This window comes from Streptomyces sp. ITFR-21 (assembly GCF_031844685.1).
GTDB lineage: Bacteria > Actinomycetota > Actinomycetes > Streptomycetales > Streptomycetaceae > Actinacidiphila.
In genome coordinates this window covers 2,944,184-2,960,920 of the sequence record NZ_CP134605.1, presented here as the reverse complement: position 1 = coordinate 2,960,920, position 16,737 = coordinate 2,944,184, and the positions used below count along the sequence as shown (strand labels likewise).

At 69.1% G+C, this 16,737-nt stretch carries 14 protein-coding genes; 12 read left to right on the top strand and 2 right to left on the bottom strand.

Going from position 1 to position 16,737, the window contains the following annotated elements; all coding sequences use genetic code 11:
• Positions 1-2: 2 nt before the first annotated feature.
• From drmA to drmC, 3 genes are read left to right on the top strand one after another with little or no spacing between them, the layout of a single operon-like run.
• Positions 3-3,743 carry a DISARM system helicase DrmA gene (gene drmA / locus RLT57_RS12925; protein WP_311297541.1) on the top strand — a complete coding sequence of 1,247 codons (3,741 nt, stop codon included), beginning with the start codon at positions 3-5 and terminating at the stop codon, positions 3,741-3,743.
• Positions 3,740-5,773: a DUF1998 domain-containing protein gene (locus RLT57_RS12920; protein WP_311297540.1), complete on the top strand. Its 2,034-nt coding sequence runs from the start codon at positions 3,740-3,742 to the stop codon at positions 5,771-5,773. The genes drmA and RLT57_RS12920 overlap by 4 nt, the downstream gene beginning before the upstream one ends.
• Positions 5,770-6,516 carry a DISARM system phospholipase D-like protein DrmC gene (gene drmC / locus RLT57_RS12915; protein ID WP_311297539.1) on the top strand — a complete coding sequence of 249 codons (747 nt, stop codon included), beginning with the start codon at positions 5,770-5,772 and terminating at the stop codon, positions 6,514-6,516. The genes RLT57_RS12920 and drmC overlap by 4 nt, the downstream gene beginning before the upstream one ends.
• Positions 6,517-6,531: 15 nt before the next feature.
• Here the strand turns inward: drmC and RLT57_RS12910 are convergent, their stop codons facing one another.
• On the bottom strand, positions 6,532-7,002 hold the full coding sequence (locus RLT57_RS12910) for an NUDIX domain-containing protein (protein ID WP_311297538.1): 471 nt from the start codon (positions 7,000-7,002) through the stop codon (positions 6,532-6,534).
• A gap of 26 nt (positions 7,003-7,028) precedes the next feature.
• Positions 7,029-8,177 (bottom strand): helix-turn-helix domain-containing protein, encoded by a 1,149-nt coding sequence (locus RLT57_RS12905; RefSeq protein ID WP_311297537.1) that lies wholly within the window; start codon positions 8,175-8,177, stop codon positions 7,029-7,031.
• Positions 8,178-8,453: 276 nt separating this feature from the next.
• Between RLT57_RS12905 and RLT57_RS12900 the strand changes: the two genes are divergently transcribed.
• Genes RLT57_RS12900 through RLT57_RS12860 form a run of 9 tightly spaced genes read left to right on the top strand, consistent with a single transcriptional unit; the run spans position 8,454 to position 16,675 of the window.
• On the top strand, positions 8,454-9,020 hold the full coding sequence (locus tag RLT57_RS12900) for an ATP-binding protein (protein ID WP_311297536.1): 567 nt from the start codon (positions 8,454-8,456) through the stop codon (positions 9,018-9,020).
• Positions 9,017-10,108, top strand: a complete 1,092-nt coding sequence (locus tag RLT57_RS12895; RefSeq protein WP_311297535.1) for a hypothetical protein — start codon at positions 9,017-9,019, stop codon at positions 10,106-10,108. Before RLT57_RS12900 ends, RLT57_RS12895 begins: the two co-directional genes overlap by 4 nt.
• Positions 10,105-12,150: a hypothetical protein gene (locus tag RLT57_RS12890; protein ID WP_311297534.1), complete on the top strand. Its 2,046-nt coding sequence runs from the start codon at positions 10,105-10,107 to the stop codon at positions 12,148-12,150. Before RLT57_RS12895 ends, RLT57_RS12890 begins: the two co-directional genes overlap by 4 nt.
• A complete protein-coding gene (locus tag RLT57_RS12885) occupies positions 12,150-13,205 on the top strand; it encodes an enolase C-terminal domain-like protein (RefSeq protein WP_311297533.1) in 1,056 nt (351 codons plus the stop codon). The genes RLT57_RS12890 and RLT57_RS12885 overlap by 1 nt, the downstream gene beginning before the upstream one ends.
• A complete protein-coding gene (locus RLT57_RS12880; protein WP_311297532.1) occupies positions 13,202-13,642 on the top strand; it encodes a hypothetical protein in 441 nt (146 codons plus the stop codon). The genes RLT57_RS12885 and RLT57_RS12880 overlap by 4 nt, the downstream gene beginning before the upstream one ends.
• Positions 13,642-14,304, top strand: coding sequence for an HAD family hydrolase (locus RLT57_RS12875; RefSeq protein WP_311297531.1), 663 nt, complete (start codon positions 13,642-13,644; stop codon positions 14,302-14,304). Before RLT57_RS12880 ends, RLT57_RS12875 begins: the two co-directional genes overlap by 1 nt.
• Positions 14,301-15,092, top strand: coding sequence for a class I SAM-dependent methyltransferase (locus RLT57_RS12870; RefSeq protein ID WP_311297530.1), 792 nt, complete (start codon positions 14,301-14,303; stop codon positions 15,090-15,092). Before RLT57_RS12875 ends, RLT57_RS12870 begins: the two co-directional genes overlap by 4 nt.
• An 11-nt stretch (positions 15,093-15,103) precedes the next feature.
• Positions 15,104-15,886 (top strand): creatininase family protein, encoded by a 783-nt coding sequence (locus RLT57_RS12865; protein WP_311297529.1) that lies wholly within the window; start codon positions 15,104-15,106, stop codon positions 15,884-15,886.
• Between the two features lie 27 nt (positions 15,887-15,913).
• Entirely contained in the window at positions 15,914-16,675 is a 762-nt protein-coding gene (locus RLT57_RS12860; RefSeq protein ID WP_311297528.1) for a phytanoyl-CoA dioxygenase family protein, read from the top strand.
• Positions 16,676-16,737: the final 62 nt, after the last annotated feature.

The window sequence follows — 16,737 nt, the reverse complement described above, 5'->3', positions numbered from 1 at the left end:
ACGTGACCACCCCCCGGCGCGATGGCGCCCAGATCGGCGGTGCGCCGGAGGCGTCGGCGTACCGGCTTGCCGTCGAGCCGGACGAGCGGTCCTGGGTTGCCCGTGAGAACCTCGCCGACATCCTGGAGCGCGAGCTTCTTGGGCCGGCCAACGGGCCGGAGGAGATCCTCGAAGGTGTCCCCGATGCGGCCTACCTCGTCGGCCGGATCGCGCCCGTACGGCTGACCGCCGGGCACGACGATCCCGGCGAAGCCGGTTCGGACGACGCGGCCACCGACGTGGGCGACGCCGTGGACGCTGCCGAGAGCCGGGGCGTGCCGCTTACCGCCGTTGACGACAGCAGCGCCAGCTCGGATGAGGACGAGGTCGAGGACCAGCCGCAGAAGCGCGGGCTGATGATCCCGGCGTCGATGGGGCTCCGCTGCCAGATCCCTGACGACCTCGACGAGTTCACTGTGACCGCCACGTGGGGCACGTATGAGCCCCTCAGGGAGAAGCGCGGCGAAGGCCACGCAGCGGACGAGAGCGCGGCGCCCCCTGCCCAGCGCCGTTACCAGCGCGTTCCGCACACCGTCTCCACGACCATTAAGCCCGCCGACCTGGCCACGTCCTCCACGACCGAGATCGTGCTCCACGACAAGGTCCTGCTGCGGGTGGATCGGTACGACGACCCCGAGCGCGGCTGCCGCCTCATTGAGGTGGCGCTCTGCAACGACCGGGAGACTCCGCGCAAGATCCCGGTGGAGGCGTGGCTCTACCAGACCAAGCTCTCGGTGTCGGCCGCCGGTGCGGAGGTGTTCCTGCCAGTCAACGACGCGCTGCTGGACACCCGCTGGGAGCCGGACGACGAATTGCGCCGGCTGCGGCTCCAGTACCGCGACCGCCTGGAGTTCGCGCACGGGCGTACGTGCTCGGTCGACTGGGCGGTAGCTGACGGCGCACGCCGAGCCAGCGAGGTATGGACGACATGGCTGCCGGTCAGCGAGACGCCGCAGACGGCAGCCGAGGAGATCGGCGCTGCCCTGCTGGACATGCGTGCGCTGCAGACTGCCTCGGTCGAGGACCTGCGCAGCGGCCTTGAGCCGATCGTCGCCGGCTACGCGGCCTGGCTCGACGGCGAGGAGCAGCGGGCCGGTGCCCTTCCGGAGCATCTGCGGTCCGAGGCCATGGAGGCGGTGGGCGACGCGCGCCGCGTGCAGCAGCAGCTCGAAACCGGCCTGGCCCATCTCCTCGCCGACGAGGAGGCCTTGCGCTGCTTCCGGTTCATGAACCGGGTGATGGCCGACCAACGCGTGCAGTCGCAGGTCGCGGAGCGGCGGGCGGGCCGGCCGGAGGACAGCATCGCCGAAGCCCGCGACGCCATCCTCGTCGAGAAAGGCGCTCTGGCGCATTCGTGGCGTACCTTCCAGCTCGCCTTCGTGCTCATGCAGTTGCCGCTGCTGTCCGACCCGGCCTCCGGGCGGCGTTCCGCGGACCTCGCCACGGCGCAACTGCTGTTCTTCCCGACCGGCGGCGGCAAGACGGAGGCGTACCTGGGCCTTGCCGCGTACACTTTCGCGATCCGCCGCCGCCAGGGCGTCGTGGACGCTTTCGCCGGGCCGCTGGACGGGCGTTCTGGCGTCGCCGTCCTCATGCGGTACACCCTCCGGCTCCTCACTGCCCAGCAGTTCCAGCGCGCCACCACCCTCGTGTGCGCGGCGGAGCTGGTGCGACGTGAAGATGAGGACACGTGGGGGGAGGAGCCCTTCAGGATCGGGCTGTGGGTCGGGACGGATGTGAGTCCGAAGCGTTACGACGAAGCTGCCAAGCAGCTGCAGCGAGCCCACGGCGGCAGCGGTTATCGGCTCACCGTGCTCCAGATCCAGCGCTGCCCGTGGTGCGGCACCCGGGTCGAGGCGCGGGATGTGCGTACCGAGCCAACCTTGCGCAGGATCTACGTGTACTGCGGGGACGAGCTCGCCGACTGCCCGTTCGCCGATGGTGGCGAGGTAACGGACGGGCTGCCCGTACTGACTGTGGACGAGGAGATTTACCGGCTCGCGCCAGCGTTCGTCATCGCCACCGTGGACAAATTCGCCCGCCTCGCGCGCGAGGGTGAGGCAGCCTCGCTTCTCGGGCATGTCTCGCGGCGCTGCGACCGGCACGGGTTCGTCCACCCCGACTACCAGCACTGCGACATCAAGGACGGCAACAAGCACCCGAAGAAGGACGGCTGGCCGGCGGCCCCCGTCCACCCGGCCATGCGGCTGCGGCCCCCGGACCTAGTCATCCAGGACGAGCTGCACCTGATCACCGGAGCGCTCGGCACGACCGTTGGCCTGTTCGAGGTGGCCATCGACGTGATGTCCGACTGGAAGACGAAGGACGGGCGGCCGGTGCGCCCGCTGCTGGTTGCTTCCACAGCTACCGCCCGCAACGCGTCGGACCAGGTGAAGGCACTCTACGGCCGCAGCGTCATGATCTTCCCGCCGCAGGTTCTGGACGCGGGCAGTACCTTCTTCTCCAAAGAGATCCCAGTCTCCGAGGAGCATCCGGGCCGTCGCTACGTCGGCGTCAGCACAACCGGGGTACGCCTGACCACGGCGGAGATCCGGGTGGCCGAAGTACTCATGGCCGGGGGGCAGCTGCTCATCGACCGCTGCGGAAGCGCCGCCGATCCGTACATGACCCTGGTCGGGTACTTCTCCGCAACACGTGAACTCGCCGGCATGGCCCGGTACATGAGCGACGACATCCAGACCGCGTTGACCAAGGGCCGCCCATGGTCGAAGCTCCCGCGCCGCACGGGCACCGACTACGGGTCGCTGAACGTCGCCGAACTGACCTCGCGTGTGGCCAGCGCGGACATCACCGCGACCCTGGACCAGATGGCGCTGCCGTTCGACCCGGGCTTCGACTCCACAGCGGGCAGGCGGAACCGGCGAGCCCTGCGGGAGGCGAAGAAGCCGGAGCCGACGCGGGAGACCAATCCGTACGACGTAGTCCTCGCCACCTCCATGCTCCAGGTAGGCGTGGACGTGACACGGCTCGGCCTGATGCTTGTCGTGGGGCAGCCGAAGAACACCGCGGAGTACATCCAGGCGTCCTCCCGCGTCGGCCGCCTCGCGGACAAGCCGGGGCTGGTTCTCGCACTCGGGAACTGGGCGCGGCCCCGGGACCTCGCGCACTTCGAGCAGTTCCGCCACTACCACGAGACCTTCTACGCCCAGGTCGAAGCACTGTCGGTGACGCCCTTCTCGGTGACCTCCCTGGAGCGTGGCCTGGACGGTGTGCTGGTCAGCGCCGCCCGGGTCCTCCAGGCGGCGAAGGCCGGCCCGGGGCTGTCCCCGGAGGACGGGGCGGGGTGGATCGAGGCCGAGCAGCAATTCGCCGGCGAGCTCGTCGAGGCCCTCGTAAGGCGGACGCACTCGGCAGGCGGAGAAGACGCGGCGAACCGGGCCCGCCTGCGACTGGAGAACCGGCTCGACCAGTGGATCAAGCGGCGCAAGCACCTGATGGAGGACCGCAAGTCACTGGTCTACGAGAGGGTGCTCGACGACGGCCGGCACGACGCCCTGATGATGAGTGCGGAGAACGCTAAAGCGGGTATCGACACCCGCGACGCCCCGCCCTTCGTCGTCGCGAACTCGATGCGCGAGGTGCAACCGGAGATCAACCTCCTCGTCAGCCCGATCAAGGAACGGCTGGTGTACCGAGCACCCGATGACGCACCCCAGTGGACGCTGCAGGAGGACGACCAGTGAGCGACGAGACGCGTTACGTCCACGACGTCGCCCACGCCGTCGATCCGCTGGGCGATCTGGAGGAGGAAGCCGAGAAGGCGACCAAGCACAACCGTGCCAAGGTCGGGTCGGCCCGCCCCTCGTCCCTGCTCTACACCTACGGCCCCGGCGCGATCATGGACCTCCCGCAGTTCACGATCATGCCCACAGGCCTCGACGAATGGGACCGCATCTGGAGCCGCCGCGAGTCCGCCCCGCCGCAGATCCACGCTCCGCGCCTGCGTGACGTGGTACGGCTCATGCTGCGGGCGCCGGACGTGCAGCTGCGGCCGTACCCCTGGCAGCCGAAGAAGCACAGCCGCTCCACCGAAGGCAACGACCTGGGAGTCCCCGCCCGGGTCTTCCCGCAGTGGCTGCGGTGCACAGGTTGCGACATGCTCGGTCTTGTCACGCAGTTCGACTACCGCAATACACACCCGTTCCGGACTGACCTTGCCGTCTTCGAGCACGCCAAGTGCACGGGCCGCGCCGGCGCCGGCGTGCGCAAACCCACGCGGCGTACCGCCATCCCGGCGCGGTATCTGCTGGCCTGCGTCGACGGGCACCTGGACGAGTTCCCCTACGACCTGTGGGTGCACCACGGGCAGCCCTGCGCGCAGGCGGAACTGCCCGCGCTGAAGATGGTCGACCGGACTGCGGGCAAGGGCGCCTCGGCCCTGATCCGCTGCGCCTCGTGCGACATGCGGCGGCCGATGAACGAGGCCCAGGGCGAGGCCGGAAGGGCGAAGCTCCCGCGCTGCCGCGGTCGCCACCCGCACCTGGACGCCTTCGAGCCCAAGGGCTGCGGGAACGAAACCAGGCTGATGCTCGTCGGCGCCTCCAACCTGTGGTTCCCGGCCACGCACTCGATCATCGTGATGCCGGAGTCGAAGGAGGAGAAGGAGAGCGACCTGGCCGACCGAGTCCGTACGTCCCTCGGCGACAAGCTCGCGAAGTACCGGAACAGCCTGGACATGGTCAGGGACCTGCTCGGGATGCCCGGCGGCGTCGACGTCACCAATTTGACCGACCACGACCTCGAGCAGGTCCTCCAGGCGGCCTCAGCGCCCACCGACACCCCGGAGGAGCAGGAGCAGAAGCTTCGAGACTGGGATCCGGTGGACCTGCTCGTCCCCGAGTGGAACTACCTTCTGCGCGACATCATCGGTCCGGGAGTGGAGGATCCCACGAGCGGACTCGCCCTCGCCACCAGGGCTCGGGGTGAGTCACTGCCGGCAAAGATCACCCGAGTCCTCGCGGTCGAGCGCCTGCGCAAGGTCAACGCTCTGGTCGGCTTCACACGTATCGACGACATGGAGCGCGCCGGTGACCTGCCGCGCCGCCTGGTGCCGCTGACCCGTACGCCCAGGCCGGCCTGGACCGTGGCCACCGAGGACCGGGGCGAGGGGATCTTCCTCCAGCTCGACGAGGGCACGGTCGCAGCCTGGGAGAAGCGCGTCGGAAACAGCGCCCTGTGGAAACTGCATGAAGCGGCGCACGACAGAAACTTCGAGCGCCGCTTCTCCGAGACCGCGGCCACGATCAAGCCCAGCAGCCGCCTCAAGCCACCGCGCTACTGGCTCGTGCACACTCTTGCCCACGTCCTCATCCGCGAACTCGCCCTTACCTGCGGCTACTCGGCCGCAAGCCTCAGCGAACGCCTCTACGCCTGGCCCGCCGACGGCGACCGCCCCCCTGCCGCCGGCCTGCTTATCTGCACCACGGCCTCCGACAGCGATGGCACCCTCGGCGGCCTCGTCCAGCTCAGCGAACCGCAGCGCCTGGAAGGCGTCGTCGCCAATGCGCTCCGCAAGGCCGCGCGTTGCTCCTCCGATCCGATCTGCGCCAAGCGCACCCCGCAGGATCCCGAGGACTTCCTGCACGGCGCCGCCTGCCACTGCTGCGTCATGGCCTCCGAGACCTCGTGCGAACGCGCCAACCGCTTCCTCGACCGCCGATTCCTCCTGGACCTGCCCGGCAGCACCCTCGGCTTCTTCCAGGCCGCTGAATGAGCGGACGCCCGACCGTCGCGAACGCACCGCGGCTGCTCGGCCGGCTCCTCACCGGCACCGAGGCCAAGGATGTCGCCGACCGCCTGGCCGACGGCGACACCTTGACCACGGCCCTGAAGGTCGTCGCCCCCGGCCGCAGGGCAGAGACTCGGCAACTCCTGGAGGCCATGGGGCACGGCCTCGCGGCGAGAGACCAGTACGTGCTCGTCCTGCGTGCTATCGAGGGCGCACGGGCACTCCCCAGCACGCTGTCCCCCCTATGGACGATGCCGGGCCACCTCGCCCAGAGCGGCCCGCTCACCACGTCCGTACCCCGCATAGTGGACAGCGCCCGCCACGCGATCACCTGCTCCACCTACAACTTCCAGCGCAGCTCAGCCCTCTGGACCTCCCTGCGATCGGCGGCACAGCGCGATTCCGTTGCCGTCCGCGTCTACCTCGACGCCCGCGCCGCCGACAACAATGGCCATCACTGGTCCCCGTCCACCTCCGAGGTGGCCGCGCACCTCGCTCCTGCCGAGGTGTGGCGGACGAAGGAGTTCGACGGCGGCTACGTCCGCAATCACGCCAAGTTCCTCGCCGTTGATCACCATCTCCTGCTGGTCACCAGCGCGAACTTCTCCTGGAGCGCCGAGAACACCAACGTCGAGTTCGGCGTCCTCATCGATAACCCGAGCCTCACCGAAGCCGTCGAGCGAGAACTGCACGAGGTGGAGGGAACGCTGTACGAGCGCGTCTCTTGACGGCAGGGCGGCCGGTTATGCAGGCTCCCCGTTCTCCAAGTAGACGGTTCGCCTGGTCGCTCTCGCCATGAAGGCTGCGTGGATACGACGGGCGAGGCGGGGGATCAGGATGGTGTCGATCTGGTCCTCGTCGTGGAAGGCATACTCGCCGATCTCCTCGCCGTCCGGGGTGATCTGGGCACGGTCCGCGTCGGTGATGAGGCCGCCGTCGAAGACGAAGAGGAATTTGTCGCCCTCGCTCGGGTGGGGGGCCCAGTCGGCGACGAGGAGGCGGCCGATGGGGGTGGTGAGGCCCAGCTCCTCCTTCAGCTCGCGGGCGGCGCCTTCGCTTGGGGTCTCTCCGGGGTGGAGGTAGCCGCCGGGGATCTCCCAGCCGGGCTTGTAGGTCGGGTTGACCAGGAGGACACGGCCAGCCTCGTCGAAGATGAGCACGCCGGCCGCGGTGCGGGGCTGGGCTACTGCCTCTTGGTCTTGGGGCTCGCTCATGTCGATGACTGTAGCGGCTGGGCACGTCACCCGACGATGCGGAGCCGGTGGGCAACGCCCGCCAGTTGGTGGCTCGGCTTGCCCTTCTGCTGCCGGACCCAGGCAGTCACCAGGTGGCGGGAGATGAAGTGGTAGCGGACCTGCTCGGGGGCGAGTTCCTCCGCGTCCAGGACGAGTGCCAAGGCCTCGTCGGTGCGGTTCTGGGCGCTGTAGGCGCGGGCGACTTCGAGGGTGTGGCGGACGCGGCGTTCCAGAGGGAGGGTGGAGGAGTCCACCCGGGGCCCTTGGTCGGCAGCGACCTGGACGTCGCCGAGTTCCATCGCAGTGGAGATTCGGTGGATGGCCACGTTTGTGGGGCCGAAGGCCGTCCACATGTGGTTGGCATCCTGGCCGAGGCGCTGCGCCGCGCCGTCGGCCTCGGCAAGAAACGCGCGGACGGTGGCCCGGTCGTCAAGGCGGGCCGCGGCCACGGCCCCGACGAGGAAGAGGGTGCCGTAGACCGACACGTAGGTCGGTGAGGCGTCGGAGAGTCCCCGCTCCAGGTAGCCGGCGGAGTCGGCAACGAGGTCGCGGGCCGCAGTGAGCCGACCGTTGGAGAGGAGGCAGTGGGCGACGGACCGGAAGAGCGAGCCGGTGACAACGTGGTTCCCTGACTCCTGCGCCGCCCCCAAGCCTCGATCGGCTGCCATCCAGGCCAGATCCGCCTCGCCGATCTTCGTCAGCACCATCGCCGCACCCTGATACGCCATCGCCAGTAGCGCTTTCGCTTGGAGCTGGGCGTCTCCCTCATATCCACGTACTGCGCGTTGCGCGTCAGCCAGGATGTCGGGGATCAGCCGGGTAGCCCGGGTGTACTTGGCGTCCTGGTAGGCCGACCATGACGACCCGACCTCGGCGCGCAGGATCTCCAGGTCAGGGAGGTCGTTCGGCTTGTCGACCGCAAGCAGCGGCGACATACGCCTGTAGTCCATGAGTGCTTCGCGTAAGCGAGGTACCGTGCTGGCCTGACTGGCGCTGGCCCAGTCCAACAGCGACGGCTCGGCGAGGAGATCGCCGAGTTGGACGTCGAGAGCGTCCGCCAGAACCTTGATCACCGACAGCCGGTCGAGATCGATGCGGTTGTTTTCCACCTTGCTCAGCCAGTCGGCAGTCCGGCCGACCAATCCAGCGAGCACCTCCTGCGGCATGCCTCGCCGCCGCCGGTACCAGGCGACACGTTCGCCGATGCTCAAACTGTCGGTCATCCCCTGCATGCTTTCCAGCCTGGCGTCGTCCGGTTCATGGACCCCGGAAGAATTTTCCGGGTTCCTCGCGGTTCATCCTCCTAGCGTTCTGACGTGGCATCAAGCAGTTGTCAGCACAGGCTGTTTTAGATGAGGAAGGCGTAGTCGATGGACCGGTCGAGACAGCAGATGAGGCGCGTTCCTCCCGCTGCCGCGGACGGTCCGTGCGTGCCTCTCTACGGGGCGGAGCGGGACAGCCTGGCAGGGGACCGGGACGTTCCCGAGAACGGGTTGCTCGACGCTGACGGCGGCTGCGTGGCCCTGCAGATGACGTTCCTGAACTCGCCCAGCTCCGTGCCCGCCATCCGCGCCCTGGTGCGGAGGGTCACCGACGTATGGGGATACGCGACGCAGTTCATCGATGACGCCGAGCTTGTTGCGTCCGAGCTCACTGTCAACGCCGTGCTGCACTCTCAGGCAGACGACTGCGACTGCTTCGACGTGCGCCTCAAGCCGGGATACCAGCGGCTCAGGATCGAAGTCGCGGACCCCGGCTCCTCCCTCCCCCGCCAGAAGGCGCCGGGTTCCTCGACGGAGACGGGCCGCGGGCTGCTCCTGGTCGAGGCGCTCTGCGGGCGGTGGGGCGTCGAGCGAGAGACGCCAGGAGGCAAGACCGTCTGGGCCGAGCTTGTGACCAGTACGTCGCGAGACGGGCAGTCCCAACAGCCAGTTGCGGGACGGGCACACCGTCGGACTTGGCAGACCCCGATTCAAGCCCCCTCGGAGGGTCCATGACCACATCCCTGAGCAAGACATCGGCGCCGCTCACACTTTCCGCGATCCGACGAATGGCGGACGAGCACCATGTCCCCGTGGAGGACGCGCTGCTCATCGCGATCAACCTGTTCGGGATCGCTTCCGCTCACGGCAGGCACAGGGCACGCATGTCCATACGCCTCACCTCCCGTCCGCACGTTCCGTGGATGGTGATCGTTCCGCTGAACGCGCAGGCTTCCCCCTTCTCATTACGGGGCGACGAGCTGTCTCTGGCCGGCATCCCGATCGGCACCGTCGAGCGGGTGGCCGCCGACGAGGCGGTCGGCGGGTACTTCCGCGACGACGGGCGTGCGGCGACCCTCAATCCCAACGCCCGCAGCCGCTGTGTCGGTTGCGCGTTCTGCCCCAACACGCTGGAGGCCGCAGCTGATCCCCGGCTGGCGGAGGAGCGCCAGCTCAGCGAGTTGCTGGCCGCGATGACCGAACAGCACCCTCGCCGCAACCTGCGCGAACTCGCCGAGGTCACCGTTTCGACGGGGTGCTTCGAGCGCGAGCGTGCAGCCGTCGACCACCTGCTCGGCCTCCGGGAGGTGCTCAACGTGCACGGAGTCGGTGCCCGGATCGGCTTCCTCACCTCGGTGATCAGCAGCAGGCAGGCGTTCGAGGAGTTGGCCGAGCACGTGGCGCCGTTCGTGCTGCGGCTCACAGCGGAGTGCTTCAGCCGCCGGGACCTGCTGCTGAAGGCCAGCAAAGCGATCCTGACCGCCGACGAAATGCCACACGTTCTCCGGCGGGCCATGCAGGCGGGCCACGGGACCTCGTTCACCTACGTCGTCGGTCTCGACACTCTGGACGAGCTGCGCAGGGGCGTCAGCGAACTGATGCCCTTCACCACGGAGTTCCCGAACTTCCAGGTGTACCAGGCCCACAACGCGATCATGGCCGGGCTCCGGGCGGACGGTTCGGACACCCTGGACTTCTACCTGCGAGCCAGGCAGGAGATCGAGCAGATCGCCGGCCCCACCGGCCTGCGTCCGAAGGCATGGGAGTGCTACCGGCCTCTCTGGTACTTCACCTTCGGCGACGAGAGCTTGGTGGCCCCGTGACGAGTCAGGCGAACGCGCTGTGGCGGGCCGCCACCTACATCTCGGTGGTGCTTCTCCACCTGAACGACAACGTCCTGCTGGCCGAGCCGCTTGAGGCTGGGCACGTCAAGCCGCGGCCGTCGGGTCATTGGGGCACCGTTCCCGGCACCGCGTTGGCCCTCGCGCACATCGTGCTTGCGGCAGGGGAAGCGCCGCCCGGTCGCGAGGTCGTACCGGTACTGGGCGCGGGCCACGCGGGCGTCGTCCAGTTGGCGTTCGCGTGGCTGACCGGCGAGCTCGCGATGCTTCGCCCCCAGTACTCTCGCGATGCCCAGGGGCTTGCCCGGCTCGCCCGCGACTTCCCCGAGACCGATGGACTCGGCTCCGAGGTCCACCCGCTCCTGGCGGCGGGCGCTGCTCCAGGCGGTTGTCTCGGCGGTGTACTGGCGTTCAGCCACGGCTTGGCCGCCGACTTTCCGGGCCGGGTCGTGGTTCCCGTCATTGGCGACGGCGAATGCGAGACCCCTACGACTGCTGCTTCCTGGCTCGCGGCCCGCGTGCTGCAGAACAGCGCGGTGGTGCCCATCGTGCACGTCAACGGCTTCAGGATGGGTGACCGATCGCTGCTCGGCGGTATGGACGACGCGCAGCTCCGTGCGTACGCGGCTGGGCTGGGCTGGCGTGGCCGCGTGGTCGATGTCGGGGCAGCTTCGGACGACGAACACTGCGCCTTCCGTACGGCGCTTTCGGAGGCGCTAGAGGAGTCCGCTGGCGGCGACCGGGCAGCAGTGTTCCTCCGATGCGTGAAGGGGTGGAGCGGTCCGGAGACCGTGGGGGGCCAACGTGTGCTGGGCACAGCGCACGCCCACAAGACACCGTTGAGCGGCGCCCGATACGACGAATTCCAGCGGAAGCAGCTGGAGGAGTGGCTGGCCTCCTACCGGCCCGCCGAGCTCTTCGACGGCAGCGGGCAACCCGCAGGCGACCTCGCCGATGCGCTGGGCGCGGCCAGATGGCACTTGGCTGCTCGTCACGCAAAGACGCCCTGGCCCAGTCCGTTCCACACAAGGAATCCCGGCGGCGACCGGTTCGGGCACGCCATCGCCAAGGTTCTGCGTGGCCACGCCGCCGTCGGAGACCTCCGGGTCTTCAGCCCCGACGAACTCGCCTCGAACCACCTTGCGGAGCTGCAGGACGAACCCTGGGTGTCCGAAGTGCTGGCCGAAGAAGTTCTCCTGGGCTGGCTGTCCGGATGGACGGCCAGCGGCCGGCGAGGCGTTCTGATCTCGTACGAGGCGTTCTCGCCCCTCCTCGCCGCAGGCATCGTCGGGCATAGCAAGCACCGGCGCCTCGCCGTGGGTAAGCCGTCCCCCAGCCTCAATCTGCTGCTCACCTCGTACGGCTGGCACAACGTGTACACCCACGGCGATCCCTCCCTGGCCAGTATGCTCCTCGCCACTGGCGACCCAGCGGTGCGCGTGCTGACGCCTGCGGATCCGCGAAGGGCGGCTGTCGCCTTGGATGAATCGCTCGGTTCCGTCGGACGCATCAACGTCCTGATCGTCGGCAAGCACGCCACCGTGAACCATCCCACCGCCACGATCAGCGAGGAGCAGAGGCACGGCCTGGCCGTTTGGCCGCACCTCAGCGACGACGGAGAGCCTGGACTGACGGTCGTGGTCGCCGGGGATCTCCCCGCCGACGTCGCCACCGCTTCGGTGCCCGTCATCCGGGAGAAGCTCGGGTGCCGGGTCCGCGTCGTGAGCGTCCTCGATCTGACGGTCCTCGGTGATCCGGCCGTCTGGCCGCGTGGGCTGGCCGACTCCGAACTCGACGGCTACCTCGGCCGGCACGTACCCGTGCTCGTGGTCACCCTCGGCCACCCGGCCGCGGTGTGGGGGCTGCTGGGCGGAAGGCTCGGGCGTCCCGTCGAGGTCGTCGGCTGGCGTGAGCCACTCCAACCCGCGCCGCAAGTGGTGCTGGCTCACGAGCTCGGTCTCGACCCGGCCGGCCTGTTGCGCGCGGCCCGCCGGTTGGTGGACCGGAAGCGAGAGGCGGCGTGATGATGGAGCCCGCCCTGGTCAGGATCGAGGTTGTCCTGACGGCAGAAGCCAGCTGCCCTGGTGACGACACCGTCTTCGTGGCAGCGCGGGGCGGCGGCGACGTCGGCTGGTACGGCCCTGTCAGCACGGAGGTGGGTCGCGCCGTCGAGGCCATCGCCGCAGCCGCGGCCGGTACCCCCGTCACCGATCACTGGGGCCTGGTACGGCGGCTGTGCAGGGCGGCCGGCGGTGACCGACGCGGGTGGCTCGAACAATGGGCCGTAGGCGCCGTGGACTGCGCGGTTTGGGATCTGCACGGACGCCTGCTGGGTAAACCGGTGGCCGAACTGATGGCACAGCCGCGCGCTCGCACCCAGGTCCCCGCCTACGCTTCATGGCTCCGGGCGGACCTCACCAGCTCGGAAATGCCTGATGCGCTCGTGCAAGTGGCCGAGGAAGGCTGGGCGTTCACCAAGTGGGGCCTGCGCCGGCGGCCGGGACCGACCATCGCCTCCGAAGCCCGTGACCTCGTGGGCGCCGTACAGCGGGCCGCCCAGCATCTCGGCACGGGCTTCGCCGTCGACGCGGTCGGCACATGGAACCCCGAACTGAGCACCGCGTTCGCTGCCCAGGTGGACGCCTCAGCGCTCCTCTGGCTAGAGGACCCGTTGCCTGAGCACGATCTGCCGGTCTACGGACGTCTCGCCGCCACCGGCCTTCCCTTGGCGGTCGGGGAGATGCTCATGCCCGAGGAGGACCTGCCGCGTCTCCTCGGCGAGATCCGGCCTGCCGCCCTCACGATCGACGTCGTGGGCTGCGGCGGGCTCACCCGTGCTGTCGAAATCGTTTCTGCGGCGCGGGAGGCAAGCACTTCCCTCTACCCACACGGCCGTTCCCTCGTACCCGGCATTCACCTCGCGGCGGCGTTCCCGGACGTCGTCCCGGCGGTCGAGTACCGGCGCCAGTGGGAGCCACGCCGCCAGCAGCTCTACAAGGGGCCCTGGACGCCCGTACACGGCGCTTTCCCCTCACCCGCATCCGCCGGCCTAGGCACCGAGCCCCGGAGACCGCAGTGACTTCCACCAACGAAACGCTCCCCGTCACCGGAACAACCCGCCGGGACGAGCACGGCCTGCTGCTCGTCCTGGAACAGCACGTCGAAGGACACGACACCTTTCTCACCGGCCGACTCGACCTCGGCTCCAAGTCTGTCCCCGTGCGGATCATCAGCTTCGATGACGTCACCGTCCTGCGCCCCACGGAAGCGGTCCCCGCCTTGGCCGCGCATTGGACCGCCGTCCTGCACCTGCCGCACGGCGCACGCCCGCGCAGAATCCCCGCCGACCTCACGGAAGCGGCCCGGGAGCGCGCACGCGACGTGGATGCGCTCGACCCGGCCGAACTGCGCTACGCGCTGACGTTCCTCGGTGAAGCCACAACCGACGCCATCCGGGCAGCGCGCATCGAGGCCATCGTCTCCGCTCTGGCGCCGTACCACCCCGAGGCGGCGTGATGACAAGGGCGCAAGCGTTGATCAGCCTGGACATCGGGGGCACGCTCGGAAGCGCGCAAGGACCCGGTCTCGCGGCCCGGCTGGCGGCTGCCTCGCCCCTCGGTCCCAAGGAGGCCCGCAGGGTCATGCGCGACGTCCTCCACACCGTGCCCGAGATCACCGAGGCCGTGGTCGACAGGGTCTGCCTGGCGCTCCGCATCGAGCCGTCCGACTTCCCCCGCGACCTGCCTGTTGCCCCTCTGGTGCTGTTTCCCGGGACGGTCGAGGCCCTGCGGGCGCTGAGCGACATGGCGTCCGTCGTGACACTGTCGAACGTGACGTGCACCGAAGCCGATCCGGAGCGTCTCCTCGATCTGCTCTCGCCGTGGGTGAGCGCGCACTTCCCCTCCTGCCGTACCGGCTACGCCAAGCCTGACGACCGTGCGTTCCAGACGGTCGCCGAGGAGTGCGGGGTGGAGTTGTCGCGCATCGTCCACGTCGGAGACGACTGGGAATGCGACATCCAGGGAGCCACAACCGCAGGGGCGAGGGCGGTCTGGATCTCCCACGGCCGCACCGTTCCCGACCCGCGCCTCCTCGTTGAACAGCGCATACGGGTCGCCCACGATCTCGTTGACGCCGTCACCCACGTCCGGCACCACCTCACACGGAGCGATTCATGACCTTGTTCACCGGCACCGTCGGCTTCTACCGCCAGTATCGCCCGGGTATCCCCGAGGAGGTCGCAGTCGTCCTCGACCACGCTGCCCCGCAGGCCCGTCCGCGCCGGCTGCTCGACGTCGGCACTGGTACGGGGCTTGTTGCCGAGTCCCTGCTCGGCCGGTTCGACGACATCATCGCCATCGACAACGACGCGGAGATGCTCGCCGCGGCGGAGTCCGCGCTCCGCCCGGACCTGCCGTCCGGAAGCGAGCTCGTGCTGGTCGAGACGACCGCCGAGGACTTCGTTCCCCCGGCCGGATGGCGGGCCGACCTCGTCACGATCTGCCGGGCCTTCCATTGGCTCGACCAGGCCGCCGTCCTCCGACTCCTCGACCAGCAGGTCACTCCGCACGGAGCCGTTGCGATCTTCGGAGACAACAGCTTCTGGGCAGCCGACAGCGCCTGGAAGCGGGACGTACGTGCAGTCGTCCAGGAATTCCTGGGCGAGGAGCGCAGGGCGGGCTCCGGGACCTTCAAGCACCACGACCGGCCCTACAGCGAGATCATGGCCGAGTCGCCGTTCTGCGAGGTCGAGGAGATCCGGGTACCGGTCCACCGCACCTGGACCGCCGAAAGCGTGCTCGGCTACCTGTACTCCACGACGTTCGCCGCACCACACCTCTTCGGCGACCGCCTCGGGGAGTTCGAGACCTCCGTGAAGGCGGTGCTCGCCGAGCACAGCGACGACGACACCTTCCCCGAGGACAACGAGTTCCTCATCCGCATCGGCCGCAGGCCCCAGGAATGACCGGGACCGCCATGGCTGTCGCCTGCCGGCGCTACGGTCGGCTGGCGGCACCGGACACCACCGGCGCGCTCACGAAGACATCGGTGCTGTGCCTGCCGATCGGCTCGTGCGAACAGCACGGACCGCACCTGCCGCTCAACACGGACACGGTCATAGCCGAGGCGTTCACCGAACTCCTCGTCGAGCGCTACGGCGAACGCCATGACCTGTGGGCGCTGCCCGCCATGCCGTACGGACTCTCACCGGAGCACCTCTGGGCGCCCGGCACGGTGACGCTCCGAGCGGCGACGTTCCTGTCCCTGCTGGACGAGGTGGTCCGCGGGTACACGCGAGCCACCGCCGCGGGGCATCTCGTGATCGTCAACGGCCACGGTGGCAACCGCGGAGTTCTGGAGGCCGCAGTGCACGAGCTGCGCCTCGCGTACGGGGTGGCGGTGTGCGTGATCCACCCGAGCGCGCTATCGCCTGTCCGGACAGAAGGGCAGGTCCCGGAAGTTCACGCGGGTGTGCGCGAGACCTCGCTGATGCTGGCCCTTGCGCCGGAGGACGTCCACCTTGACCGCCTACCGGCCGACGGTTCCCTCGGCTCCCAAGGCCCGGAAACAACCCGGCGGATCGTGTTCGATCGTGGGGTGACCTGGCCGTGGTCCTCGGGCGACGCCACTATCGCGACCCACGGCGTGGTCGGTGGCGATCCCCGTTCTGCCTCCGCCCACCACGGCCGGTCCGTTCTGGCCGGAGCTCTCGACGCCGCCGCTGACGTGCTCGAACAGCTCACCACCCACCGCCCGTAGAGGGCCGAGCCTTTCAGGAGTTTGCCCGTGGCCCTCACCGTCGACGACAAACACGACTTCCTGCGCGACGGCCTGATCATCAAGCGCGACGCCGTCGACCCGGCACTCGTCACCCGCGCCCGAGCGCTCACCGACGAATGGTGTCGGGAGGCGATGGACGAGGCCCTCATCGATCAGTACACCCAGCGCACCTTCGCTCCCGAGCTGGGCAGCCATCCCGATCTGCTCGCCCTCTTCACCCGCTCGGGAGCTGCCCAGCTCGCCGTCGAACTCTGTGGAGACATCCAGCGGGTCACCACGGTTCAGGTCCAGATCCGCCTTCCGGAACACCTCCTCCGGACTGCCCAGCCGGTCAAACCGATGCACGTCGACGGCGTCGCCTGCCCCCACCTGGACCCGGAGGAACTCCGGACGTTTTCCCTGCTCGTGGGTGTGGTGCTGTCCGACGTCACGGACCCCAAGGCGGGTGCGCTGCGGGTCCAGCCCGGCGCTCACCTGGAGATGTCGCGATGGTTCCGCGACCAATGGACCTCCGGCATCACGGACCAGGTACCACCGGCAATCGACGCCCAGGACGGAACCCCGTTGCTGGGAAACCCCGGCGACCTGCTGCTGATGCACCACCTCGTGCCGCACGCGGTGGGCAGCAACACCGGAACCGAGCCACGCGTCATGGCCTACTTCCGCATCTCGCACATCCACCACGCCGAGCGCAAAATCCAAGCTCTGCAGAACCCGTGGCTCGATTACCCGCCCCTGTCGGCACTGCTGTCGGAACGGACGGCGTAACCGCATCATCTCGCCCACGGTCGCGCGCGATGTCTCCTGTTTCGGCACGGGAGTCATTCGCC